The organism is Variovorax sp. HW608 (genome assembly GCF_900090195.1).
Lineage (GTDB): Bacteria > Pseudomonadota > Gammaproteobacteria > Burkholderiales > Burkholderiaceae_C > Variovorax.
On sequence record NZ_LT607803.1, the window covers coordinates 7,597,397 to 7,619,701 of the forward strand.

Consider the following 22,305-nt stretch of genomic DNA (forward strand, 5'->3'; position numbering starts at 1 on the left):
TGACAGGCGAGCGATGATGCGAATGCGCAGCGGGGCGGCGCGACCTTTCGCCCCGTTTTCAAAGGGAATTCGCGATGCGAAGCTCGATCCGGATCTGTCTGGCCCTCATTTCCGCCTCTGCGGCCATGACCGTCGCTGCCCAGGACGCGACGCCGCCCGCCTGCCCCGCGATCCTGCAGCACACCTTCCCGCGGCTGCAGGACGAAAAGCCCCAGGCCCTGTGCCAATACGCCGGGAAGGTCGTGCTGGTGGTGAACACCGCGAGCTTCTGCAGCTTCACGCCCCAGTACAAGGGGCTGGAAGCGCTCGACAGCAAGTACCGCTCGCGCGGGCTGGTGGTGCTGGGCTTTCCTTCGAACGACTTCGCGCAGGAGTCGGGCTCGAACAAGCAGATCGCCGATTTCTGCGAAAACACCTTCGGCGTCAAGTTTCCGATGTTCACCAAGAGCTCGGTGCGGGGACCCGGCGCGAACCCGCTGTTCAAGCAGTTGGCCCAGGCTTCGGGAACCACGCCGAAGTGGAATTTCTACAAGTACCTGATCGCGCGCGACGGCAAGGTCGTCGAGTCCTATTCGAGCCTCACGTCGCCCGACGACCGGGGCTTCATCCGCGATGTGGAGAAGCAGCTCGCGACTACACCGAATTGACGGCATCCTGACCGAGGCGTCACAAATGTTTACCTCTATCCGGGGAACCGGGTCGCGGGGGCGCGCTCATACGGGTTCGGGTGTGACACACCCGGCGGTTTTCATGTTGCGAGGTCTTCCACACGCCTGCCGTTTGGTTGAAATCCCGAGGCGATTCTTCTCCTCCTCCCTCCCTCCCTCCTTCGTTTCGGGGCGCCTCGCAACATCTTTACACTCGCCCCCAGGCTTGCTCACTTCGTGTTAGCCGCCAACCCCCTACCGGGGGCAACACCAGCGGCCCGGCAAAGCCGGTTCCGCGGTGTTTCACGAACAAAAGCCCGCATATGCGGGCTTTCTCTTGGGCGCCCTTGCGAATGGCTCAGGGCAGGGTGTCGGCGAAGCTCGGGCGCAGCATCAGCTTGTCGTAGAGCTTGGCAAGGTTCGTGTGGTCACCGCGCCAGTCGATTTCGGGGAAGCGATAGCCGATCCATCCGAGCGCGCAACCGACCGCGATGTCGGACAGGCTCAGGTGGATGCCGCTGCAAAAGGGCTTGTCGCCCAAGCCCTTGGACATCGCGGCAATGCCGGCAAGGACCTTGGCGCGCTGACGATCGATCCAGGCCTGGCTGCGCTCGCCCTCGCTGCGATGCGCCCAGGTGAGCTCGAGGCGCCACAGCACGCCGGCATCCATCACGCCATCGGCCAGCGCTTCCCAGGTCTTGACCTCGGCGCGCTCGCGGCTCTGCTGCGGAATCAGCTTGCCGACCGGCGACAGCGTGTCGAGGTACTCGACGATCACGCGCGAATCGAACATCGCTTCGCTGCCGTCCATGATCAGGCAAGGGACCTTGCCGAGCGGATTGGCGCTGGAAATCGTGGTGTCGTCAGACCAGACGTCTTCGATCACGAACTGGTAGTCGAGCCGCTTCTCGGCCATGACCACGCGCACTTTGCGCACGTAAGGGCTGGCAGCGGATCCGATCAGTTTCATGCGGGCATTCCCCCCATCAGGGTCATCGTTGTAGCGCTTTGATTCTATGGGAACGGGGCCAGTGCAGAATCCGCCTCGTCACAACGACCGAGGACGGGGAAAGATGGAATCAGGCACACCTGCCGCGGGCGCCATACAGCGCCATCCGATCGAGTTCACGGCGACGGGAAGCGAGTATTTCCGCATCTGGATCGTGAATCTGCTCCTGACGCTGGTCACGCTCGGGCTCTACCTGCCGTGGGCCAAGGTGCGCAAGCTTCAGTATTTCTATCGAAACACCTGGGTCGACGGCGATGCGCTCGACTTCCACGGCGATCCGCGCAAGATGCTGCGCGGAACGATGATCGCGGCCGCGTTCCTCATCGTCTACTCGGTCGGGAGCAGGTTCTCGGGCTGGGCCGCATTGCTGGCGGCGATCGCGTTCGTCGGGTTGTGGCCGGTACTTTTCCGCGCCGCGCTGCGCTTTCGCCTGGCCAACACGAGCTGGCGCGGCCTGCGGTTCCGCTTCACCGGCGACGCGGCCGGCGCCTACGCCTGCATGCTTCCGCCACTCGCGCTGTTGCTGCTTCCGGTTGCGCTCATGGGCGCGATGGCGCCCGCCGGTCGGGGCCAGCCCGACGCACCCCCACCAGCGGCATCCGCCCTTGTCGGTTTGGGCATGCTGGCCTTCTTCGCGGCCCTGCCCTATTTCCTGTGGCGCATCCGGCGCTATCAACACGGCAACTATGCCTTCGGCAAGCTGCAGACGCGGCTCGAGGCAGACCTCGGCGTGCTCTACGGCATCTTCATCAAGCTGATCGGCATCGGCCTCGTGGTGATGGTGGTGCTGGCCGGGCTGGCCTTCATGTTCATCCTGTTCGGCCGGCGCGCCGGAATGGGCGCCGGGTATTTCGTCGCGATGGCCCTGGTTGGCATCGGCAGCATCCTGATGCTGAACATCCTGCCCAAGTCCTACCTCCAGGTGCGACTCCAGAACCTGATCTGGTCGCGAACCGGCAACGACCTGCTGCGGTTCAAGAGCGAGCTGCCGCTGGGCGTGTATCTCGGCCTGCAGTGCAGGAACTACCTGCTGATCTTCCTCACGCTCGGCCTCTACTGGCCGTTCGCGGTGGTGAATACGCGCCGGGCGCAGCTCGAAGCGGTCGAGCTGCGCACGCGCATCGGTCTCGACCAGATCACCCAGGCCGCCGGGCACGAGAGCCCGGGCGCGGTGGGCGACATGGCCGCCGACCTGTTCGGCATGGACATCGGGATGTGACGACGCTCGACGTCCGCTTCTTCGATGGCCACAGCAGCCGGCCGCACGCGGCGCGGCTGCGCGTGCAGGATGGCGTGCTCACGGTCGAGCCCCTGGCTGGCGAAGACTTCGCGCCGGTCAGCATGCCCAGCCGGCAGATCCGCTGGCCGGAGCGGACGCGCCACGGCGGGCGGATCGCGCAGCTCCCGCACGGCGCCACCGTCCAGGCCATCGACGTACCGGCCTGGGACGCATGGACCGCGCAGCTCGGCCACCGCGAAAGCTGGGTGGTGCGGGCGCAGCAGAGTTGGCGTGGCGTGCTGGTGGCTTTTTTCCTGGTGATCGTGGCGGGCGCAGCGATGTACCAGTGGGCCTTGCCGTGGGCGGCGCGCGGAATCACCGGGGTGGTGCCGCAGCGGGTCGATGCGCTGATCGGCGCGCAGGTCCTGGAATCACTGGACGATTCGCTGCTGCTGCCCAGCGAACTGCCGGCGCAGGACCGGGAACGCATTCGCCATGCCTTCGCCCGCATGGTGCAGGCCGCCCATCCGGAAGACGCGCCCCCATGGCAGCTCGAGTTCCGGCGCGGCCGCGACGAGCGGCTGGGACCCAACGCGCTGGCGCTGCCGGGCGGCACGATCGTGCTGACCGACGAACTGGTCCGCCTGATGCCGGACGACGATGACGCGGTGCTGGGCGTGCTGGGGCACGAGTTCGGCCACGTGCGCCTTCGGCACGCGATGCGGCAACTGGTGCAGGCGTCGGCGGTCGGGCTGGCGGCCTCGGCGGCCTTCGGCGACTACGGCACCTTCATCACCTCCGCGCCCGTGCTTCTGGCCACGCTCGGCTATTCGCGCGATGCGGAGCGCGAAGCGGATGCCGAATCGCTGCGCCTGATGCGCAGCAGCGGGATCCCGCCGAGGGCGATGGCGGACTTCTTCCAGGCCATCGAAGAATGGCGGCAAACCCGGCAGCGCGGCGAAAAAGACGACGTCGACTTCATCGGCCTGGCGTTCTCGACGCACCCGGCCACGGCAGAGCGAATCGCCTTCTTCCGGGACGCCACGGCCGACTGAAATTGCCGGAAACAGGGCGCGACCTAAAATTCGCCTATGAGTTTCTCCACTGTCTCCGCCCTTTCCCCGCTCGACGGCCGCTATGCGGCCAAGCTGGCGGCCCTGCGTCCACTGATGAGCGAGCAGGGCTACATGCACCGGCGCGTGCAGGTGGAAGTGGCCTGGTTCATCGCCCTTTCGGACTGCGGCTTCGCCGAGTTCAAGCCCCTCACCGGCGGCGCGCGCAAGTACCTGCTCGGGCTGGTCTCCAATTTCTCGGAGGCCGACGCGATCGCGATCAAGCAGATCGAAAAGACCACCAACCACGATGTGAAAGCGGTCGAATACTGGATCAAGTCCAAGTTCGAGGCCCGCCCCGAGCTGCTCGCCGCCTCCGAGTTCGTGCACTTCGCCTGCACCAGCGAGGACATCAACAACACCAGCCACGCGCTGCAGATCCAGGCGGCGCGCGAGAAGGTCGTGCTGCCCGCGATCGACGGCATCATCACGACGCTGCGCGAGATGGCGATCAAGTTCGCCGACGTGTCGATGCTTTCGCGCACGCACGGACAGACCGCCAGTCCGACCACGGTCGGCAAGGAACTCGCCAACGTCACCGTGCGCCTCGCCAAGGCGCGCGACCAGATCGCGGCGGTGAAGCTCCTGGGCAAGATGAACGGCGCGGTCGGCAACTACAACGCGCACATGGCGGCCTGGCCCGATTTCGACTGGGAAGGCTTCAGCCGCAAGGTGGTCGAGACGCCCGCCCCCCTGGGCCTGGGCCTGACTTTCCAGCCCTACAGCATCCAGATCGAGCCGCACGACTACATGGCCGAGTTCTTCGATGCGGTGGCGCGCCTGAACACGATCCTGGTCGACTTCTCGCGCGACATCTGGGGCTACGTCAGCCTCGGCTATTTCAAGCAGCGCCTGAAGAAGGGCGAGATCGGCTCTTCGACGATGCCGCACAAGGTCAACCCGATCGACTTCGAGAACGCGGAAGGCAACCTGGGTCTGGCGAACGCTTTGCTGCGCCACCTGAGCGAGAAGCTCCCGATCAGCCGCTGGCAGCGCGACCTGACCGACAGCACCGTGCTGCGCAACGTCGGCGTGGCGCTCGGCTATGCAACGCTGGCCTACGCGAGCCTCACGACCGGCCTCGGCAAGCTCGAGCTCAACGAGGAAGCCCTGGCGGAAGACCTCGACGCGTCGTGGGAAGTGCTGGCCGAGCCCATCCAGACCGTGATGCGCCGCTTCGGCGTGCAGGGCGCGTACGAGCAGCTCAAGGAAGTCACGCGCGGGAAGACGGTGACGGCGGAGGCACTTCATCAGCTCATCCGTTCGCTCGATATCCCGGAAGGCGAAAAGGAACGCCTGCTGGCGATGACCCCCGCCAGCTACACCGGCAAGGCTGCCGAACTGGCCCGGCGGGCATGAGGGCCCCCACGCTCGGCACTTCGTGTCCTCGCTGCCCCCCGAGGGGGCTGATCCGCCTTGGGGCGGCCCGGCGGCGGATCTGATGGCTCTTAAATCCACCATCTTCAAGGCGAACCTCGCCGTCGCGGACATCGATCACGGCTACTACGCGGATCACGCGCTGACGCTGGCGCGTCATCCGAGCGAGACCGACGAGCGGATGATGATCCGCCTGGCGGCGCTGGCGCTCAACGCGCACAAGCTGCAGGACGTGTGCGGCGGCGACGGCACGCTGGCCTTCGGCGCCGGGCTGTCGAATCCGGACGAGCCCGATGTCTGGCTGCGCGATTTCACCGGCGAGACCCGGCTCTGGATCGAAGTCGGGCAGCCGGAAGACAAGCCGATCGTGAAGGCCTGCGGCAAGTCCGAAGAAGTCATCGTCTACGCCTTCAACCATGCCGCCGAGGTCTGGTGGCGCGGCATCGAGGGCAAGCTGACGCGGCCGCAGAATCTGTCGGTGTTCCGCATCCCGACTGCCGCCTCTCAATCGCTGGCGACGCTCGCGCAGCGCTCGATGCAGTTGCAGGCCACGATCCAGGAAGGCGTGCTGATGCTCGGCGACAGCGCGCACCACGTCGACATCGAGCCGGTCAGGCTGAAGTAGTCAGGTCGACTCGCGGTGCGGCGGCATCATTGCGCCGCACCGCCAGCACTGCTCGAAGCCGCCTTCGACGAGTTCGCCGCAGACGCACTGCCAGCGCCGTTGCGGCCGGTGCCGCAGCTCATCCAGCAGGCGCTCGGCGAGTTCGCGCTGCGCGTCGTCCTCGATCCAGACTTCCGGCAGGCATTGGTCGGGCGGCAACTGGCCCGCCGCCGCGCCCAGATATTCGCGCTGCACCGATGCCTCGACGCCGCCTTCGCGCAGCGCATGCACCCACAGCGTCGCGATGGCGAGATTGGGCGCTTGCGCGATGCGGCGCACGGGGTCAGCCTCCGCTGGCAGAGCTTTCGGAGACCGGCTCGGCGGCTTCGCCTTCCGGCCGGACGTGTTCGGCCTCGCGGGCGCGCTCGGCATAGCGGTTGAAGCGCCAGGCCGAGTCCTGCATCGTGATGCGGCGCCATGTCGAGCGCTTCTCGGCCGGCGTCATGGCGGGCCAATGCTGGACTTCGTCGAAGCTCCGTCCGCAGCCCTTGCATTCGTCGTCGCCCTGGCTGGTGGAGCAGATCGCGATGCAGGGCGTGTCCGGTGTGGTCTGGTACCAGGTCAGCCAGGCGTCCCAGGCCTTGGCCGGGAAGCCCACTTCGTCGACCTCGTCTTCATGGTGGAAGACCATCAGCGCATAGACCTCCGCGAGCGCCCGCAGCTCGGGCGCCAGCGTGATGCCGTCCGGCGAAGGCTTCCGGTCGCGCCAGTAGTTGATGGCGGCCTCGATGTCGGTGATGTGAATGGCGGCCATAGGTCGAAAAATGCAGGCGGCGATCATAGTCCGGCTATTTCCCGCAGTCCGCAAAGGATTTGGGCGCTATCGAATCCATAGCACCAAGCCTCGTGAAGACGCCGGTTTCCGGCGTCTTTCTTTTGAATCGCCGAACGCGCCTTGTTGCCACGATGCGGTCCCGATGCTCTAATTCCGCCCACGAAGGGGAGTAGCTCCCGCCCGCTTTCTCCAAGGAGCGGGTATCGCCAGGTCGTCAATACGAAGCACATCACTTCCGGCCTGTCGGGCAGCCCCACGCTGTCGAGCAAGACCTTCGATTTGAACCCGTGCAGGTTCGATCGAAGCGATTGCATGTTCCCCGAGGGCCAGGGTCCTCATCCGACCGCTTCATCCGACCTGCATGGAAGGAATCGAAACGAACAGAGGACTTTATGGAACAGTTTCTGACCCCCGAGTTCTGGGTCGCGGTCGGCCAGATCATCATGATCGACATCCTGCTCGGTGGCGACAACGCCGTCGTGATCGCGCTGGCCTGCCGCAGGCTGCCGCCCGCGCAACGCACCAAGGGCATCATCTGGGGCACCGCCGGTGCGATCGTCCTGCGCGTCGTCCTGATCTTCTTCGCGCTCACGCTGCTGGCGATTCCGTTCCTGAAGCTGGCCGGCGCGCTGCTGCTGGTGTGGATCGGCGTCAAGCTCCTCGTGCCCGAAGATGAAGATGCCCACGGCAACATCGCCGCGAGCGACAAGCTCTGGGCAGCGGTCAAGACCGTGATCGTGGCCGACCTCGTGATGAGCGTGGACAACGTGATCGCGATCGCCGGAGCCGCGGAAGGCGCCGGCGAAGGCCACCAGATGACGCTCGTGATCTTCGGCCTCGTGGTGAGCATCCCGATCATCGTCTGGGGCAGCCAGCTGGTCATCAAGCTGATGGACCGCTTCCCGATCATCATCACGCTCGGCGGCATGCTGCTGGGCTGGATCGCCGGCACGATGGCCGTGTCGGACCCGGCCATCGCCAGCCCCACCGACTGGACCTGGGTGCCGAAACTGCCGCAAGGCGACGTGGTTCGCTATGCCGCCGGCGTCATCGGCGCGCTGGCGGTGCTCGCGATCGGCAAGTGGCTGGCCGCCCGCCGCGCCAAGCCGCGCGAGACGGTCACCGCCTGATGGCATTCCATCCCCAGCGCCCGCACCGTACCAACCAACGAAAGAAGGAGCACTCATGGAAAAGATCATTCTTTACGTCGACGACGCCGGCCATGCGCGCGAGTTTCTCGAGCGCATGGCCGCCGCGCAGGCCGATGCCGGAGTGCGCCACTGGGTGCTCGTGGCCTGCGCACCGCGCATGACGCACCGCATCAGCAAGTGGGTCAGCCACAGCGCGCGCGAGAACTGGCGCAGCAAGTGGTTCGCGAAGGTCCAGGAGCAACTCCTGCCCGTGCTGCAGCGGCAGCAGGGCAGCCAGGTCACGCCGATCCTGGCCAAAGGGCCGCTCGCGGAGCTGACCAGGCGGCTGAAGCTCGAGCACGGTGCGGCCCACGTGGTCGATGCGCGCCGTCCGAAGCTGGGCGTCGACCTCGAGCCGGTGGCGCCGGACCTGGCCCCGCCCGGGCAATCGGGCTGGGCGCTGCCGGGCGCGGTGATCGGCATGGGCGCGCTGCTGATGCTGGCCAACGAGATGTCCGACTAACCCGAACTTTGAGCACATGAAGTAGCCGGAGCCCAAGCGTGGCGCGGGTTTCGGCTATTTTTGTGTGCAAATATGTAGCCATGTAAATTGATATTTTTGTACTTGAATTTCCTCGATTCGTGATCCATACATGAAGCCATGTACATCGAGGCCGTCCCCAACCGCGACTCACCCCCCGCGATCCTGTTGCGCGAGTCCTATCGCGAAGACGGCAAGGTGCGCAAGCGCACGCTGGCCAATCTGTCGAGCCTGAGTGCGGAGGTCATAGAGGGCTTGAAGGTGTTGCTGCGCGGGGGCGTGGCCGTGCCCGACGCGCAGGAGGTCTTCAGCATCGAGCGCAGCCTGCCCCACGGCCATGTGGCCGCCGTGCTGGCGGCCGCGCGCCAATGCGACGCGCCGGCCTGGTTTGCCAGCGCGCCCGAGGACCTGCGCGCACTGTTGCTGGCCATGCTCGTGGCGCGCGTGCTCACGCCCGGCTCCAAGCTCGCGACGCATCGCATGTTGCACGACGACACCGCCACCCACTCGCTGGGCCGCGTGCTGGGCGTGGGCCAGTGCAGCGCCGATGATCTGTACCGTGCGCTGGACTGGCTGCACGGCGCGCAGCCGGCGATCGAGCGACGACTGGCGCGCAAGCATCTGGCCGGCAGCACGTTGGTGCTGTACGACCTCACCTCGACCTGGCTGACGGGGCGTTGCTGCGAGCTGGCCGCGCGCGGCCACTCGCGCGACGGCAAGCGCGACGATCCACAGATCGTGTTCGGGCTGGTCTGCGCCGCCGATGGTTGCCCGATCGCCGTCGAAGTGTTCGCCGGCAACACGGGCGACCCGGCCACGGTGGCCGAGCAGGTCGCCAAGCTCAAGCAGCGCTTTGGCATCGAACGCATCACCTGGGTGGGCGATCGCGGGATGCTGACCTCGGCACGCATCGAGCAGGTGCTCAAGCCGCAGGGCATGGACTGGATCAGCAGTCTGCGCGCGCCGCAGATCGCGCAGCTGGCCGCCGAGCTCGGGCCCTTCCAGCCGTCGCTGTTCGATGAGCGCAATCTCATCGAAGTCAGCAGCGAGCACTTTCCCGGCGAGCGGCTCGTGGTGTGCCGCAACCCACTTCTGGCGGCCGAGCGCTCACGCAAGCGCGGCGAGTTGCTGGCGGCCACCGAGGCCGATCTGGGCAAGATCGCCGCGGCCACGCAGCGTGCGCGCCAGCCGCTGCGCGGCGAGCAGGCCATCGCGTTGCGCGTGGGGCGCCTCATCGACCGCTTCAACGTGGCCAAGCACTTCGAGCTCACGATCACCGAGACGACGTTCGCGTTTCGGCGCAAGGTCGATTCGATTGCCAGCGAGACCGCGCTGGACGGGCTGTACGTGATCCGCACCAGCTTGAGCGCCCAGCAGCTTGATGCCACCTCGGCGGTGGCCGCCTACAAGAGCCTGGCCCAGGTGGAGCGCGCGTTCCGCTCGATGAAGACGGTGGATCTGCATGTGCGGCCGGTCTTCCACTACAACACCGAGCGTGTTCGCGCGCATGTCTTCCTGTGCATGCTCGCCTACTACGTCGAATGGCACCTGCGCGAGCGTTTGAAGCCCATGCTGTTCGACGATGAGTTCCTCGAGCAGGCCCAAGGCCAGCGGGCTTCTCCGGTCGCCAAGGCGGTGCGCTCCGAGCACGCCCGCGACAAGGACACATCGAAGCACGCCAGCGACGGATTGCCGCTGCACAGCCTGCGCACGCTGCTGCAGGACCTGGCCACGCTCGCCTACAACATCACCCACACGAGCCTGAATCCGAACGCCAAGATCGTCATCACCACGCGGCCCACGCCGCTGCAGGACAAGGCCTTCAAGCTGCTCGCCGTCAATCCCGCCTGTACCCAGTAAGCCCACCCAGCCTCGCTGAACAAACTCAGCAGGATCAAGGGGTTGCGCTCATTCGCAGCTCAAAGTTCGGACTAACGGCGCGCCGACCGAATGCGCCTTCTCCTCAAATGGCTTCTGAGCGCGCTGGCGCTGCTGGCCGTCGCCTATGTCTACAAGGGCGTCCAGGTCACGACCTACACCTCGGCGCTCCTCGCCGCCGCGGTGATCGGTCTTCTGAACATGTTCGTGCGCCCGGTGCTGGTGCTCTTGACCCTCCCGGTCACCATCGTCACGCTGGGGCTGTTCCTGTTCGTGATCAACGCATTGCTCTTCTGGGCGGCTTCCGGCTTGCTGTCGGGCCTGCACGTCGACGGCTTCATCGCCGCGCTGATCGGGTCGCTGCTCTATTCGATCCTGGGCCTCGTCATCGAATCGGCGCTGGGCGGCCTCTTCGCCCGGCGCTGAGCGCCGCTACCTGTTCTCGCGCATCTCCGCGGCCTGCTCCTTGACGAGCGCATCCACCGCGCGCGCGCGGGTGTCGATGATCGAGGCTTCGTAGTTGTCCACGGTGGCGCCCGGCGTTCTTGCGCTGTCGCGGATCAGGTCCTGCGCCGCCTTCAGGCGGTCGCGCGCCGCCGGGTAGTCCAGGGTCGCGACGTTGGCTTCGGCGTCGGCGCGGATCGCGCGGACGGTGTCGTTCTGTGCGCCGTACAGGCTGGCGAGCGTCCGCCATGCGGTCGCATCGCGCGGATGCGTCGCGACCCAGTCGCGCAGCGGCTGGACCATCGGTGCCGGGTTGTGCGTCGCGGCAGCGGCCTGGGCGGCGAGCAGCATCTCGGGCCGATCCTTGGCCTTGGGATCGAGCAGCGCCGCCGCCGCGGGTGCGGCACCCGCTGCCAGCTCGATCTCCGCCGAGAGCAGGCGCGCCAGCCGTGCGGCCGAGGGATCGCCGGCGGTGCGCGTCTGCAGTTGCTGCGCCCGCGCGCGGGCCGTCTTGAAATCATGCATCTCGCTCGCCGACAGCGCCGCGGCATAGAGGGTGCCGGCCTGTTGCGCGGGAGAACTGCGGGCGAACTCGCCGGCGGAGGGCGCCTCGACCCACTGGCGCAGCATGTCGACGCCGGGACGGGTCAGGACGCGCGCACGGGCCATGATCATCGAGTGGTCCATGAGCAGCGGCAGCGGCGTCTTCGTTCCGGGCTGCATCTGGAAGCGCGCCTGCATGTCCGCGATCCGCTCGCTGGTCAAGGGGTGGCTGCGCAGGTAGGGGTACGAGCCGTTGTCGTTGAGGCGCGATGCGTACTGGAGCTTCTCGAACATCGAGGCCGCACCCTGCGGCGCATAGCCCGCCTGCGTCATGACGCCGAAGCCGATGCGGTCGGCCTCGCGCTCCATGTCGCGCGAGAAGCTCAACTGGTTCTGCGCGAAAGCCGCCTGGCTTCCCATCATTACCGCCTGGCCGGCGTCGGGCTGGCGGCTCTTGCTCGCCGCGATGACGCCGAGGATCATGCCCGCGAGCATCAGCGGCAGCTGCTGTTTTTGCTTGGACATCATGCGCGCGATGTGCCGCTGGGTGATGTGCGACATTTCGTGACCGAGCACCGTGGCGAGCTCGTCGCGGCTGCTGACCACCGCGATCAGACCCAGGTTGACGCCCATGTAACCGCCGGGCAGCGCGAAGGCGTTGATGTCGCGATCGCGGCCCAAGAGGATGGTCCAGGCGAAGCGCTCGTCCAGCTCGGGCGTGAGCTCGCCGCGCGTGCGCGCCGCGGTCAGCAGCTTCTGCCAGATGTCGTTCACGTGCTCGAGCAGCACGGGGTCGTCGATGTAGTCCGCATCGCGGTAAAGCTCCCGCGCGATCGTGTCGCCGAGATGCCGCTCGGCCGCGGCGGTCATTTCGCCGTCGCCCATGCTGGGCAACTGGGCCGCCGCCGGGACCGGGAAGGCCAGCTGCGCGGCGATCACCAGGGCAGCGCACAGGGCACGCAGCGGGCGGCGGGCAGCCGAGGGCTGCGTGGACTGCGTGGACTGCGTGGAGCGGGAATCAGAGGATGAAGTCATCAAAGCGCGGCGTTCGTCGTCATCGTCTCGGCCTCGTATGATGCGGCAATCAGCGGAACGTTCACATTGACATCCTCCCCGGCCTAAAGACCGGGGATTCCCTCTACAGGCGCTCGATGTCCCGAGCGGAGCAACAGATTCACAGCGGCGTTCACGTCACGATCATGTTCGCAACCACAACTACTGCAAACCCACGCTCTTATTCCAAGGTCTGCGATACCTTTCGGCCGCGAGTCGGGCAAGGCGCCGCAACTCGAACAGACTTGGGAGCTAAACGCTTCGTTGACTTCCTCGAACACAGCCCCGTGCGCAATCGCTTTGTAACCGAGCATGTTTCGGAAGGACGACCAGCCGGCATCGAGTACGGACTTAGCCATGCTGGTCTTGGCGAGTCCGGCCGCGTTCACATTGCCCACGGCGATGTAGTCGAAACGCCGCACGATGCCGAGCGCCGTCTTGTGCAGAAAGTCCCGTCGCGCATTGGCGATGCGGGCGTGGATGTGGGTGGTCTGACGCTTCTTCTTCGCGCGCTGGGCCATGGCAAGTTTGCTTTCGAGGCGGCGCAGGTGCTTCGGATTGACGATCTTCTCGCCAGTGGACAGCGTGGCGAAGTCCTTGAGGCCCAGGTCGATGCCGACACCAGCGTTGATCTGACGCGCATCGGCTTCGGCGACTTCGACGGTGATGTTGAGAAACCAGTTGCCGCGCGCATCGCGAGAGAAGTTGGTTCCATCCCTAATCTTGGTGCCCGCCGGCAAATCGCGGCTCTTGAAGACCCTGAACTCGCGGCCGTGGAAGTGAAAGCCGTTGGGCGTCTTACGGATGTCGCGGCCCTTGAGCGGCACCCAGCCGAGCGAGCGCCGGCCACGGTAGCGCAGGAAGGGACGCTTCTTGGCGGATCGACTCTTGGCGTACTGCTCGCAGATCGCGTTGATGGTGCCGGCGTGCAGGCCGAGTTCCTTGCTACTGCCGGCCGTGAGCTTGTTGAGGTCGAACCCGCTGGGCCAGCGTTTGCCCCACTTGAGCGCGTGCTTGTGCGTGTCGTTACAGAAGTTCCAAACGAAGTTTGCCGCACGCGCCTGCTTGTTCAGCAACCCATTCAAAGACTTGACGCGGTAGCGGTAAACCAACAGCATAGCGACCATTATAGGAATTGGTCTGCATATGGCGCCAGACTCCGATTTTCGGAGGGAAAGGCATTCAGTTTCCCGTCTCGTTGTTCACTTGGTCTGCGTCACCGCGCAAAGGCGCAAGGTGTTCGACGCAGGGGCGCTGGCGTGGCTGCAACTGCACTTCGCCAAAGTGTGCGCGACGATGGGCGCGAAATTGCTGGCATGCGACGGAGAGGCGGACCATGTTCACCTGCTGATCGAGTACCCACCCAAACATTCGGTGTCGGTGCTGGTCAACGCGCTCAAGGGCACGTCAAGCCGGCTGCTGCGCGCCGAGCGACCGGACCTTGCGGCGCGGTACTGGCAAGGCGGCCTTTGGTCGCCGTCCTATCTCGCGGCAAGTGCCGGCGGTGCGCCGCTGGAAGCAATCAAGCGCTACGTCGAACAGCAGCGAGAAAGTTTGGCGTCGTAAACAAGCCCTTCGGGCTTGCCCTCTATCTCCCCGCCCTCAAGGGCGGGGCTTCTCGGGAGCTTCGATGAGCTCTCTCACCCATTTCGATGCCCAGGGCCGGGCCCACATGGTCGACGTGGCCGCCAAGCCGGCGACCCACCGCGTGGCGGTGGCGAGCGGCCGCATCGAAATGCAACCGGCGACACTGGCCCTGATCCAGTCCGGCAGCGCGAAGAAGGGCGACGTGCTGGGCGTCGCGCGCATCGCGGGCATCCAGGCGGCCAAGAAGACCAGCGACCTGATTCCGCTGTGCCACCCGCTGGCGCTGACCCGGGTGGCGGTCGACTTCGCGCTCGCGGACAGCCCCGTGCCCCAGGTCACGTGCACCGCGACCGTCGAAACGGTCGGCCCCACCGGGGTCGAGATGGAGGCGCTGACCGCGGTCCAGGTGGCGCTGTTGACCGTCTACGACATGTGCAAGGCGGTGGACCGGGGAATGACGATCACCGACGTTCGCGTGCTGGAGAAGCACGGCGGGAAGTCGGGGAGCTACGTGGCGGGCTGAAGCGCGCCGCCATTTCCATTTCATTTCCGCACCAGGAATCGGCAAGCCAATTCGTTGGGCTTGCTAGCCACAACTCGCCTCGAATTCAGACAATTCGCGCAAGTGTGCGGAAAGTGACCTAGGACCGCCCAGAAAAGACGGACGGTGGTTCGGCGCTGATCGGCGGCCATAGCTCACAAATAGAGGGGCAACACAATCAGAAACATCTGATTTTGCAGGTCGCCCTGCGAGCCGAAAGCCCCGCACCGTGAAAAAACAGCTCTGTTCACGCTCCTTCGCCGGAGGCCTTGGCGCCCGCGGCTTCACGTTGATCGAAGTGATGATCACGGTCGCGATCGTCGCGATCCTGGCGGCAGTGGCGATTCCTTCGTACAGGGACTACATCCGCCGGGGCCAGATCCCGGAAGCCTTCAATGCACTGTCCGACTACCGGACCAAGATGGAGCAGTACTACCAGGACAACCGGAACTACGGATCGTCCACGGCCTGCGCCAACAACGCCACGGCCAATAACTGGAACACGTTCCCGACGTCGCTCAAGTACTTCACGTACACCTGCGCGACCAACACCACCGCAGGCGACGCCACGCAACAGAGCTACACGATCACTGCGACCGGCAGTGGCGGCCAGGCCACCGGCCATGTGTACACGATCGACCAGAACGGCAACCGGACGACCACCCAGTTCAAGGGCGCGGCGGTGACCGCGGCGTGCTGGCTGACCTCGGGCACCTCGTGCTGAGTCGTCGAAGCGGGCAAGCACAACCATGCGTCAACGCGGCTTCACCCTCGTCGAACTCGTTGTAGCGATCGCGGTGCTGGGGCTCGTCATGTTCGCCGTCTTGCCGAGCATCGGCACCTGGCTCGACAACACCCGGATCCGGAACGTTGCGGCATCCCTGCAGAACGGACTCCAGCTGGCCCGCGGCGAGGCCGTGCGGCGCAACCAGAGCGTGTCGTTCTGGCTGGTGAGCCTCAACGATCCGTCGACCCTGAGCAATGACTGCGCCCTGTCGAACACCAGCGGCTCCTGGGTGGTGAGTGTCAATTCGCCCATCGGGCATTGCGCCGACCCGCCGTCGACCGTCTCCTCGCCGATGATCGTGACGGGTCGCGCGGTCGGTGACGCGGGTGGCCGGGTCTCCGTCACGGCCGTCCAGACCGACGGCACGACCGCCGGCACCGCGGTCACCTTCAACGGGTTCGGCCGTCTCGACGCAACCACCAACACACCGATCGCGCAGATCGACGTGACCGGGACAGGCACGACCACCAACTACCGGAAGCTGCGCGTTGCCATCACGGCGGCGGGCGAGGTCCGGATGTGCGACCCCGACACGAGCGTTGCGGCCAACGATCCGCGCAAGTGCTGAAGCGAGGAAACCATGCAGGCAACCAACGTTGAGCGCCCTCGCAGGCGACTTGCGCTCGCAGGGTCCCGGCAGGTCCGTGGCGTCGCAATGATCGAGGTCCTCGTGGCGCTGCTCCTCTTCATGCTCGGCGTGCTCGGCATGGTGGGACTCCAGAGTTCGATGACGCGGGCACAGACCGAGTCCAAGGTCCGCTCCGACGCGGCCTATCTCGCGAGCGAACTGATCGGGCGCATGTGGTCCGACCTGACCAACTACGCCACCTACAACGGCAGTGGCTGCGCCACGCAGACCCGCTGCAAGGAATGGCAGACCAAGGTGGCGAACAGCCTGCCGGGCGGCACCGGCGCGGTGACCGTCGATGCGACCACGGGCAACGTGGCGGTGACCGTCAGCTGGACGATGCCGAGCGGCGACACGCACCAGTACGTCACGCAGACCACCGTGACGAAGTCGGGGAGCTGAGATGCGCCATTCGAGAACTCGCGCTTCCTCGCCGTCGGCTCTGCGGGGCTTCACCCTCGTCGAGTTGATGGTCGGCCTGGTGCTCGGGCTGCTGACCGTGCTGCTGATCACGCAGGTGATGGCGCTGGCCGAGGGCAAGAAGCGCACGGTCGCCTCGGGCAGCGATGCGCAGGTGAACGGCGCCCTCTCGCTCTTCACGATCCAGCGCGACATCGAGATGGCGGGCTACGGCGCCACGTCGAGCCCGGATGCGCTGGGCTGCACGGTGAAGTACCAGTACGACACCACCGGAAGTGCCGCCACGCTCACGCTGGCGCCCGTCGTCATCGACGACGGCGCCAGCGGCGCGCCGGACACGATCACGATCCTGCAGGGCCGCACCACGAGCTTTTCGGTGCCGCTTCTTCTGACCGGCGTCCATCTCAAGACGGACGATCACTTCACGGTCAGCTCCTCGCTGGGCGCGACGGCCGGCAACATGATGATCGCGGTGCCGAAGACGCAGGACGCGAACAACTGGTGCACGCTGTTCAACGTCACCACCGACACGTCGTCATCCACGACCACGCTGAGCAGCACGAACATTCCGCACGTGTACGGCACCAGCGGCAAGTGGAACCAGAGCAGCCTCTTCCCGGCATCCGGCTACATCAACGGCAGCTATCTGGTGAACATGGGCTCGATGGTCTACCGGAAGTATTCCATCGACAGCTCCAGCAATCTCCAGGTGTCCGAGCTCTCGTCCACGTCCGGCCTCATGTCGACGGGGCAGGAGCTCTATCCGCAGATCGTCAACCTGCAGGCGCTCTACGGCAAGGACACCGACGGTGACGGCGTGGTCGACACCTATGACAACACCACGCCGACCACGAATGCAGGCTGGCTCCAGGTGCTCGCGATCCGGGTGGCCGTCGTGGCGCGAAGCAACCAGTACGAGAAGGACGTCGTGACGAGCGCCGTGCCCCAATGGGACGTGGGGACGACAGCCACCATCAACGCCGCCACGACCTGCGGCGCGAGCAAGTGCATCTCGCTCGACGTGAGCCAGGTCGCCGACTGGAAGCACTACCGCTACAAGGTCTACGACACCATCGTGCCGCTGCGCAACGTGCTCTGGAACAACTGAGTGACCGCCATGCGCCTGCCATCATCCCCCCTCCTCCACGCGTCGCGGCTTCGCCGCCCGCAGGGGCCGCGCAAACAGCAGGGTGCCGTGCTGATGTTCGCGTTGATCACGCTGATCGTCCTGTTGATCGGCACGCTGGCCCTGGTGCGCTCCGTCGATACCAGCACGCTGCTCATGGGCAACATCGGCTTCAAGCGGGACGCCACCGTCAGCGCGGACCAGGCCGCCCAGGTCGCCATCAACTGGCTGACGGTCAACAACTCGACCCTCAATTCCGACATTCCGGCGAGCGGCTACTACGCCAGCAACCAGGAGCTCGCGTCCGATGGCGTCACGGTCAGGCCCCCGGTGGACGTCACGGGCCAGCAACTGGCCGGCACGGCCAATCGCCAACTGGTGGACTGGGACGGCGATGGCTGCAAGTCCGCAGCCAGCGGCAGCTACAACGGGTGCAGCGTGCTGTCCGCGAGTGCCGGCCAGATCAACGGCAACAACGCCCGCTTCGTCGTGTTCCGCCTTTGCAACAAGGCGGGCGACTACACGCTCGATTCGACCATCAACTGCGTCCAGCCCATGGCGACCAGCGGGAACACCGCTGCCAAGAAGGGTGAGCTGAACTACGCCGACTCGGCGCGCTTCACCGGCAGCACCGGCCCGTTCTACCGCGTGGTGGTGAGGGTGCTCGGCGCGCGCAACACCGCGAGCTACACCGAGACCATCGTGCATTTCTGATGTCTGACGAGGGAGCGCCGCCGGCGCCAGCAGAGGAACCTTGACCATGAAGAACAAACCGACTGCCGCCGACACCCACGGGCAAGGCGAGCCCGCGTTCCGCCTCACCGCCGTGCTGTGCGCGCTGCTGGTCGCCTCGTTCGCGCCCATGGCTGGCGCCGGCGTGACCGACCTGTCGAACCAGCCCCTGGCCACGCTGCCCACCGTGAAGGCCAAGCCCAACCTGTTGTTCGTGATGGATACCTCCGGCTCGATGAACTGGAGCTATATGCCAGACAATCTGGGCGCATCCCGGTCAGTGACGGACGAGCCCTACACCAACTGGTACGGCTATTGGTCGCCGCAGTGCAACGGCGTGGCCTACGACCCGACCTCGGTCTACAACCCGCCGCTCAAGGCGGACGGCACGTCCTATCCCAATGCGAGCTTCACTGCAGCCTGGACCGATGGCTACACCGGCGGCACCAGCACGACCCCCCTGGACAACAGTTACTACTACAGCTACAGCGGCAGTCAGCCGAAGATGGGGTGGACCTATACCAGCAGCGGGGTCGTCAGCAACACCTTCTACAAGGAGTGCAGCAGCGCCATCGGCAGTACACCCGGCAGCAGCGTGTTCACCAAGGTCACGATGACCAGCAGCTCGGCCGACGCGCAGAACTACGCCAACTGGTATTCGTATTACCGCAAGCGCTATCTGCTGATGCGTACCGCCATGGGTCGCGCGATCAATACGCTCGACTCGAACTATCGCGTCGGCTTCAGCACCATCTACGACACGACTGCCCAGGACGGCGTGACCAACTTCGTGGACGTCGCGGATTTCGACGCGACCCAGAAGGCCAAGTTCTACACCAGCCTGTACGCTGTCCCGCCGACCAATGGCACCCCCTTGCCGACGGCACTCGCGCAGGCCGGCCGCTACTTCGCCCACAAGATCACGGGCCAGTCCAGCGACCCGATGCAGTACGCCTGCCAGCGCAACTACACGCTGATGTCGACCGATGGCTACTGGAACTCGAACAACAGCGTGCAGCTCGACGGCAAGACCGCGATCGGCCAGCAGGATGGCACGGAAGTTCGTCCGATGAAGGACGACGCCGCCAGCATCGTGACGAAGGTCACCACCTACACGGCTCCGGCAACGCAGAACGTCACCGCCAACTATTCGAGTGCAGAGACCTTTACGCGAACCGCGACCACGATTTCATCGACGAATAGCGGCAACAAGAAGAATCCCAAGTACAACATCACGACGCAGACCCAGGTCTATACGGAGAGTACGCGAACCCGAGCCGACGTGACACCGCAATCAGGTACGGCGTCTTACACGGTCACCGTGGTGTCGACCAACGGCGTGGACGGCAGCCCCGTCACGAGCGCCGTCAGCTATTCCTCCTGGGTCAACTCGGGCGCCGCGACATCCACCGTCGTGCAGGGCGCCGACAGCGGCGCACCTCCGTCAGGCAGCAGCAGCAGTTGGGTGAACAGCGGCAGCGCCGTGGTCACGACACAGACCACGCCCGGCAACAATGTCACGACCTATTCGAGCGCCGTGGCAAACGGCTGGGGAGCCTGGGTCGCGGGAACCACCGGCACCTCGTCACCTGTCGTGGGCAGCTACGACAACGGCACCACTGTCTCGACGGCATCGACTTCGGGCGGCTCGCCGAACACGCTGGCCGATGTCGCCGAGTACTACTACAAGACGGATCTTCGCAGCAGCTCGCTCGGCAACTGCACGTCGAGCAGTTCGGGCAGCAGCCAGGACGTCTGCGCCGACATCGTGCGTCCCATCGACACGGACAGCGCGACGTGGCAGCACATGAACACCTTCACCATCGGCCTTGGCGCCAGCGGCACGCTGCCCTATGACAAGAACTACCTGACGCAAACATCGGGCTCCTATGCGGACCTGAAAAGCGGCGCCATCAACTGGCCCACGCCCAACCCCAGTGGCGACGCCACGAACATCGACGACCTGTGGCATGCCGCGGTCAACGGACGCGGCCAGTACTACTCGGCGCTCAACGCCGCCCTGCTCAGCGAGGCCATCAACGGCGTCGTCACGACCGTCCAGAAAACCAATGGCTCGGCGGCGGCGGCATCGACCAGTTCCCTGCAACTGGTGGCGGGAACCAACAACCAGGTCTACCAGGCCAGCTACACCACGGGGTCGTGGACCGGAGACCTGCTGGCCTTCGCGCTCAACGGTGCGGACGCCTCGGTGGCCTCCACGCCGACATGGTCGGCGCAGGCCCTGCTCGACACCACATCGGTCGGCTCGCGCAAGATCTACTTCAACAGCTCGGGAACGCTGCAGGCGTTCTCATACAGCAACCTGAGCACGGCGCAAAAGGCGTACTTCGACAACCTCTGCTCCCAATCCGTCGTGGCTTCCCAGTGCGCCGGGCTGTCGGCCAGCGACAAGACGCTGGCCAACACCGGCTCCAACCTGGTCGGCTACCTCGGCGGCGTTCGGACCTACGAATCGGCCAGCGGCTCGGTCGCCGCGCTCTACCGCCAGCGCGACCACGTGCTGGGCGACATCATCAACGGCGCGCCGGTCTACGTGGGCAAGCCGCCGTTCAGCTACGCCGATGCCGGCTACGCGACCTTCCTGTCGAACCAGTCTTCACGCAAACCCGTCGTCTACGTCGCCGCGAACGACGGCATGCTGCACGCCTTCTCCGCCGACACGAGCGATGGCGGCAAGGAACTCTGGGCCTTCATCCCGAGTGCCGTGATGCCGAATCTCTACAAGCTGGCGGATACGAGCTATGCGTCGAAGCACCAGTACTTCGTCGACGGCGCGCCGGTCATGGCCGACATCCAGGTCGGGAACACCTGGAAGACGATCCTGGTCGGCGGCCTCAACGAAGGCGGCCAGGGCTACTACGCGCTCGACATCACGGATCCCGCGAACCCCAAGGTGTTGTGGGAGTTCACGGACACCAATCTGGGCCTCAGCTACGGCAATCCGGTCGTCACCAAGCGTGCCGACGGCACCTGGGTCGTGGCCTTCGCCTCCGGCTACAACAACACGAGCGGCGACGGCATGGGACACCTGTATCTGCTGAACGCCAACACCGGCGCCAAGCTGCTCGACATTTCCACCGGCACCGGCAGCAGCGCCAGCCCGAGCGGTCTGGCAAAGATCAATGTCTGGGTCGACGATCCGTCCAACAACACTGCCAAGCGCTTCTATGGCGGCGACCTGCAGGGCAACCTGTGGCGCTTCGACACCGACAACCTCGTGCAGCCCCACCAGGCCGCGATGCAGCTCGCGAAGTTCCAGATCAATTCGACCACGCCACAACCCACCACGACCAAACCCGAGACGGTAGAGGTCAAGGGCGTGCCGGTGATCGTGGTGGCAACGGGTCGCTACCTCGGGGTGTCCGACATCACCGACAAGACGCAGGAAAGCATCTATGCCGTCAAGGACCCGCTGACCTCGACCGGATGGGGCGATGTGCGGGCCAACACCAGCTTCGTCCAGCAGACCTTCACCGTGAGCGGAACCACAGTCTCGGTGACCACCAACACGGTGGACTGGACGAGCAAGGCGGGTTGGTGGGTCGACTTCCCGAATTCGGGCGAACGGGTGGCCACGAACCTGGGCCTGCAGTTCAACACCCTGGCGATCGTCACCGCGATTCCCAATGGCGACGCCTGCGCATCCGGCGGCTCGAGCTGGCGCTACTACCTCAACGTGGCCAACGGCGGCCCGGTGACCAACAATCCTGCCGGCATGCTCTGGAGCAGCAACTCCCTGGTCGTCGGCATGAGCTGGGTCAAGGACAGCAACGGCAACGTGCGGATCCTCTACCAGAACAGCAATGGCGGGCTCACGCCGGAAATCCCGCCGACCGTGCCGTCGGCCGGCTCGGGAAGCGCGCACAGGACATCCTGGCGCGAACTCGCGAACTAGCTAGCTGGCCGCAGCGATGGTGGCCAGGGTCGGGCGCGCGGGTACGCTTTGCGGCGACTCTGTGCGGGCGCGCCCCGGGCTCCTGCGAAACCCGCTTTTCATTTGCGCCGCATTGTCGGTGGCGCTTCACGCGATGGTGCTCACCCTGCGGGCAACGCCGGACACAAGGCCCCATC

General features: G+C 65.6%; 22 protein-coding genes. 17 read left to right on the forward strand and 5 right to left on the reverse strand.

Translation table 11 applies throughout. The features are described from left to right. Positions 1-125 precede the first annotated feature (125 nt). Positions 126-647, forward strand: a complete 522-nt coding sequence (locus VAR608DRAFT_RS35950; RefSeq protein ID WP_231973633.1) for a glutathione peroxidase — start codon at positions 126-128, stop codon at positions 645-647. Positions 648-1,005: 358 nt separating this feature from the next. Here the strand turns inward: VAR608DRAFT_RS35950 and VAR608DRAFT_RS35955 are convergent, their stop codons facing one another. Next, positions 1,006-1,617 carry a glutathione S-transferase N-terminal domain-containing protein gene (locus tag VAR608DRAFT_RS35955; protein WP_088958407.1) on the reverse strand — a complete coding sequence of 204 codons (612 nt, stop codon included), beginning with the start codon at positions 1,615-1,617 and terminating at the stop codon, positions 1,006-1,008. Positions 1,618-1,720: 103 nt separating this feature from the next. On the opposite strand from VAR608DRAFT_RS35955, the gene VAR608DRAFT_RS35960 reads away from it, so the two are divergent. From VAR608DRAFT_RS35960 to VAR608DRAFT_RS35975, 4 genes are all read left to right on the forward strand, one after another. Continuing rightward, positions 1,721-2,875 (forward strand): YjgN family protein, encoded by a 1,155-nt coding sequence (locus VAR608DRAFT_RS35960; protein WP_157731198.1) that lies wholly within the window; start codon positions 1,721-1,723, stop codon positions 2,873-2,875. Further along, positions 2,872-3,930, forward strand: coding sequence for a M48 family metallopeptidase (locus tag VAR608DRAFT_RS35965; RefSeq protein WP_088958409.1), 1,059 nt, complete (start codon positions 2,872-2,874; stop codon positions 3,928-3,930). Before VAR608DRAFT_RS35960 ends, VAR608DRAFT_RS35965 begins: the two co-directional genes overlap by 4 nt. Positions 3,931-3,966: 36 nt before the next feature. After that, on the forward strand, positions 3,967-5,346 hold the full coding sequence (purB, locus tag VAR608DRAFT_RS35970) for an adenylosuccinate lyase (RefSeq protein WP_088958410.1): 1,380 nt from the start codon (positions 3,967-3,969) through the stop codon (positions 5,344-5,346). A gap of 82 nt (positions 5,347-5,428) precedes the next feature. Continuing rightward, entirely contained in the window at positions 5,429-5,989 is a 561-nt protein-coding gene (locus VAR608DRAFT_RS35975; protein ID WP_088958411.1) for a YaeQ family protein, read from the forward strand. Here VAR608DRAFT_RS35975 and VAR608DRAFT_RS35980 read toward each other — a convergent pair whose 3' ends face one another. After that, positions 5,990-6,307, reverse strand: a complete 318-nt coding sequence (locus VAR608DRAFT_RS35980) for a hypothetical protein (RefSeq protein ID WP_088958412.1) — start codon at positions 6,305-6,307, stop codon at positions 5,990-5,992. 4 nt (positions 6,308-6,311) lie between these two features. Beyond that, entirely contained in the window at positions 6,312-6,782 is a 471-nt protein-coding gene (locus VAR608DRAFT_RS35985; protein ID WP_088958413.1) for a DUF3717 domain-containing protein, read from the reverse strand. Positions 6,783-7,195: 413 nt separating this feature from the next. Here VAR608DRAFT_RS35985 and VAR608DRAFT_RS35990 point away from each other — a divergent pair, with 413 nt between their 5' ends. From VAR608DRAFT_RS35990 to VAR608DRAFT_RS36005, 4 genes are all read left to right on the forward strand, one after another. Continuing rightward, a complete protein-coding gene (locus VAR608DRAFT_RS35990) occupies positions 7,196-7,933 on the forward strand; it encodes a TerC family protein (RefSeq protein WP_088958414.1) in 738 nt (245 codons plus the stop codon). Positions 7,934-7,988: 55 nt separating this feature from the next. Beyond that, positions 7,989-8,456 carry a hypothetical protein gene (locus tag VAR608DRAFT_RS35995; protein ID WP_088958415.1) on the forward strand — a complete coding sequence of 156 codons (468 nt, stop codon included), beginning with the start codon at positions 7,989-7,991 and terminating at the stop codon, positions 8,454-8,456. A 138-nt stretch (positions 8,457-8,594) separates the two neighbouring features. Then, the gene (locus VAR608DRAFT_RS36000; protein ID WP_088952283.1) at positions 8,595-10,334 is read left to right on the forward strand and encodes an IS1634 family transposase; all 1,740 of its coding nucleotides are present in this window, start codon (positions 8,595-8,597) and stop codon (positions 10,332-10,334) included. 90 nt (positions 10,335-10,424) lie between these two features. Further along, a complete protein-coding gene (locus tag VAR608DRAFT_RS36005) occupies positions 10,425-10,778 on the forward strand; it encodes a phage holin family protein (protein ID WP_088958416.1) in 354 nt (117 codons plus the stop codon). 6 nt (positions 10,779-10,784) lie between these two features. Here the strand turns inward: VAR608DRAFT_RS36005 and VAR608DRAFT_RS36010 are convergent, their stop codons facing one another. Together VAR608DRAFT_RS36010 and VAR608DRAFT_RS36015 are read right to left on the reverse strand one after the other, a co-directional pair. Then, positions 10,785-12,374, reverse strand: coding sequence for a M48 family metalloprotease (locus VAR608DRAFT_RS36010; protein WP_088958417.1), 1,590 nt, complete (start codon positions 12,372-12,374; stop codon positions 10,785-10,787). An 83-nt stretch (positions 12,375-12,457) separates the two neighbouring features. After that, a complete protein-coding gene (locus tag VAR608DRAFT_RS36015) occupies positions 12,458-13,519 on the reverse strand; it encodes an RNA-guided endonuclease InsQ/TnpB family protein (protein WP_088958418.1) in 1,062 nt (353 codons plus the stop codon). Positions 13,520-13,538: 19 nt separating this feature from the next. Here VAR608DRAFT_RS36015 and tnpA point away from each other — a divergent pair, with 19 nt between their 5' ends. From tnpA to VAR608DRAFT_RS36055, 8 genes are all read left to right on the forward strand, one after another. After that, positions 13,539-13,958, forward strand: coding sequence for an IS200/IS605 family transposase (tnpA, locus tag VAR608DRAFT_RS36020; protein WP_088958419.1), 420 nt, complete (start codon positions 13,539-13,541; stop codon positions 13,956-13,958). Between the two features lie 64 nt (positions 13,959-14,022). Then, the gene (gene moaC, locus VAR608DRAFT_RS36025) at positions 14,023-14,502 is read left to right on the forward strand and encodes a cyclic pyranopterin monophosphate synthase MoaC (protein ID WP_088958420.1); all 480 of its coding nucleotides are present in this window, start codon (positions 14,023-14,025) and stop codon (positions 14,500-14,502) included. 247 nt (positions 14,503-14,749) lie between these two features. Continuing rightward, a complete protein-coding gene (locus tag VAR608DRAFT_RS36030; RefSeq protein ID WP_197700443.1) occupies positions 14,750-15,244 on the forward strand; it encodes a type IV pilin protein in 495 nt (164 codons plus the stop codon). A gap of 25 nt (positions 15,245-15,269) precedes the next feature. Then, positions 15,270-15,875 carry a GspH/FimT family pseudopilin gene (locus VAR608DRAFT_RS36035; RefSeq protein WP_088958421.1) on the forward strand — a complete coding sequence of 202 codons (606 nt, stop codon included), beginning with the start codon at positions 15,270-15,272 and terminating at the stop codon, positions 15,873-15,875. Positions 15,876-15,962: 87 nt separating this feature from the next. Next, on the forward strand, positions 15,963-16,337 hold the full coding sequence (locus tag VAR608DRAFT_RS36040; RefSeq protein ID WP_231973075.1) for a type IV pilus modification PilV family protein: 375 nt from the start codon (positions 15,963-15,965) through the stop codon (positions 16,335-16,337). Between the two features lies 1 nt (position 16,338). Continuing rightward, on the forward strand, positions 16,339-17,463 hold the full coding sequence (locus VAR608DRAFT_RS36045; protein WP_088958423.1) for a PilW family protein: 1,125 nt from the start codon (positions 16,339-16,341) through the stop codon (positions 17,461-17,463). A gap of 87 nt (positions 17,464-17,550) precedes the next feature. Next, positions 17,551-18,195 (forward strand): pilus assembly protein PilX, encoded by a 645-nt coding sequence (locus VAR608DRAFT_RS36050; protein ID WP_157731199.1) that lies wholly within the window; start codon positions 17,551-17,553, stop codon positions 18,193-18,195. A gap of 46 nt (positions 18,196-18,241) precedes the next feature. After that, positions 18,242-22,129, forward strand: coding sequence for a pilus assembly protein (locus VAR608DRAFT_RS36055; RefSeq protein ID WP_088958425.1), 3,888 nt, complete (start codon positions 18,242-18,244; stop codon positions 22,127-22,129). Positions 22,130-22,305 lie beyond the last annotated feature (176 nt).

Excerpts from the sequence above, each read along its gene's own strand:
- VAR608DRAFT_RS35950 (WP_231973633.1), top strand. The coding sequence starts at position 126 with ATGACCGTCGCTGCCCAGGACGCGACGCCGCCCGCCTGCCCCGCGATC.
- VAR608DRAFT_RS35955 (WP_088958407.1), bottom strand. The coding sequence starts at position 1,617 with ATGAAACTGATCGGATCCGCTGCCAGCCCTTACGTGCGCAAAGTGCGC.
- VAR608DRAFT_RS35960 (WP_157731198.1), top strand. The coding sequence starts at position 1,721 with ATGGAATCAGGCACACCTGCCGCGGGCGCCATACAGCGCCATCCGATC.
- purB (WP_088958410.1), top strand. The coding sequence starts at position 3,967 with ATGAGTTTCTCCACTGTCTCCGCCCTTTCCCCGCTCGACGGCCGCTAT.
- VAR608DRAFT_RS35975 (WP_088958411.1), top strand. The coding sequence starts at position 5,429 with ATGGCTCTTAAATCCACCATCTTCAAGGCGAACCTCGCCGTCGCGGAC.
- VAR608DRAFT_RS35985 (WP_088958413.1), bottom strand. The coding sequence starts at position 6,782 with ATGGCCGCCATTCACATCACCGACATCGAGGCCGCCATCAACTACTGG.
- VAR608DRAFT_RS35990 (WP_088958414.1), top strand. The coding sequence starts at position 7,196 with ATGGAACAGTTTCTGACCCCCGAGTTCTGGGTCGCGGTCGGCCAGATC.
- VAR608DRAFT_RS35995 (WP_088958415.1), top strand. The coding sequence starts at position 7,989 with ATGGAAAAGATCATTCTTTACGTCGACGACGCCGGCCATGCGCGCGAG.
- VAR608DRAFT_RS36000 (WP_088952283.1), top strand. The coding sequence starts at position 8,595 with ATGTACATCGAGGCCGTCCCCAACCGCGACTCACCCCCCGCGATCCTG.
- VAR608DRAFT_RS36005 (WP_088958416.1), top strand. The coding sequence starts at position 10,425 with ATGCGCCTTCTCCTCAAATGGCTTCTGAGCGCGCTGGCGCTGCTGGCC.
- VAR608DRAFT_RS36010 (WP_088958417.1), bottom strand. The coding sequence starts at position 12,374 with ATGACTTCATCCTCTGATTCCCGCTCCACGCAGTCCACGCAGTCCACG.
- VAR608DRAFT_RS36015 (WP_088958418.1), bottom strand. The coding sequence starts at position 13,519 with ATGGTCGCTATGCTGTTGGTTTACCGCTACCGCGTCAAGTCTTTGAAT.
- tnpA (WP_088958419.1), top strand. The coding sequence starts at position 13,539 with ATGGCGCCAGACTCCGATTTTCGGAGGGAAAGGCATTCAGTTTCCCGT.
- moaC (WP_088958420.1), top strand. The coding sequence starts at position 14,023 with ATGAGCTCTCTCACCCATTTCGATGCCCAGGGCCGGGCCCACATGGTC.
- VAR608DRAFT_RS36035 (WP_088958421.1), top strand. The coding sequence starts at position 15,270 with ATGCGTCAACGCGGCTTCACCCTCGTCGAACTCGTTGTAGCGATCGCG.
- VAR608DRAFT_RS36040 (WP_231973075.1), top strand. The coding sequence starts at position 15,963 with ATGATCGAGGTCCTCGTGGCGCTGCTCCTCTTCATGCTCGGCGTGCTC.
- VAR608DRAFT_RS36045 (WP_088958423.1), top strand. The coding sequence starts at position 16,339 with ATGCGCCATTCGAGAACTCGCGCTTCCTCGCCGTCGGCTCTGCGGGGC.
- VAR608DRAFT_RS36055 (WP_088958425.1), top strand. The coding sequence starts at position 18,242 with ATGAAGAACAAACCGACTGCCGCCGACACCCACGGGCAAGGCGAGCCC.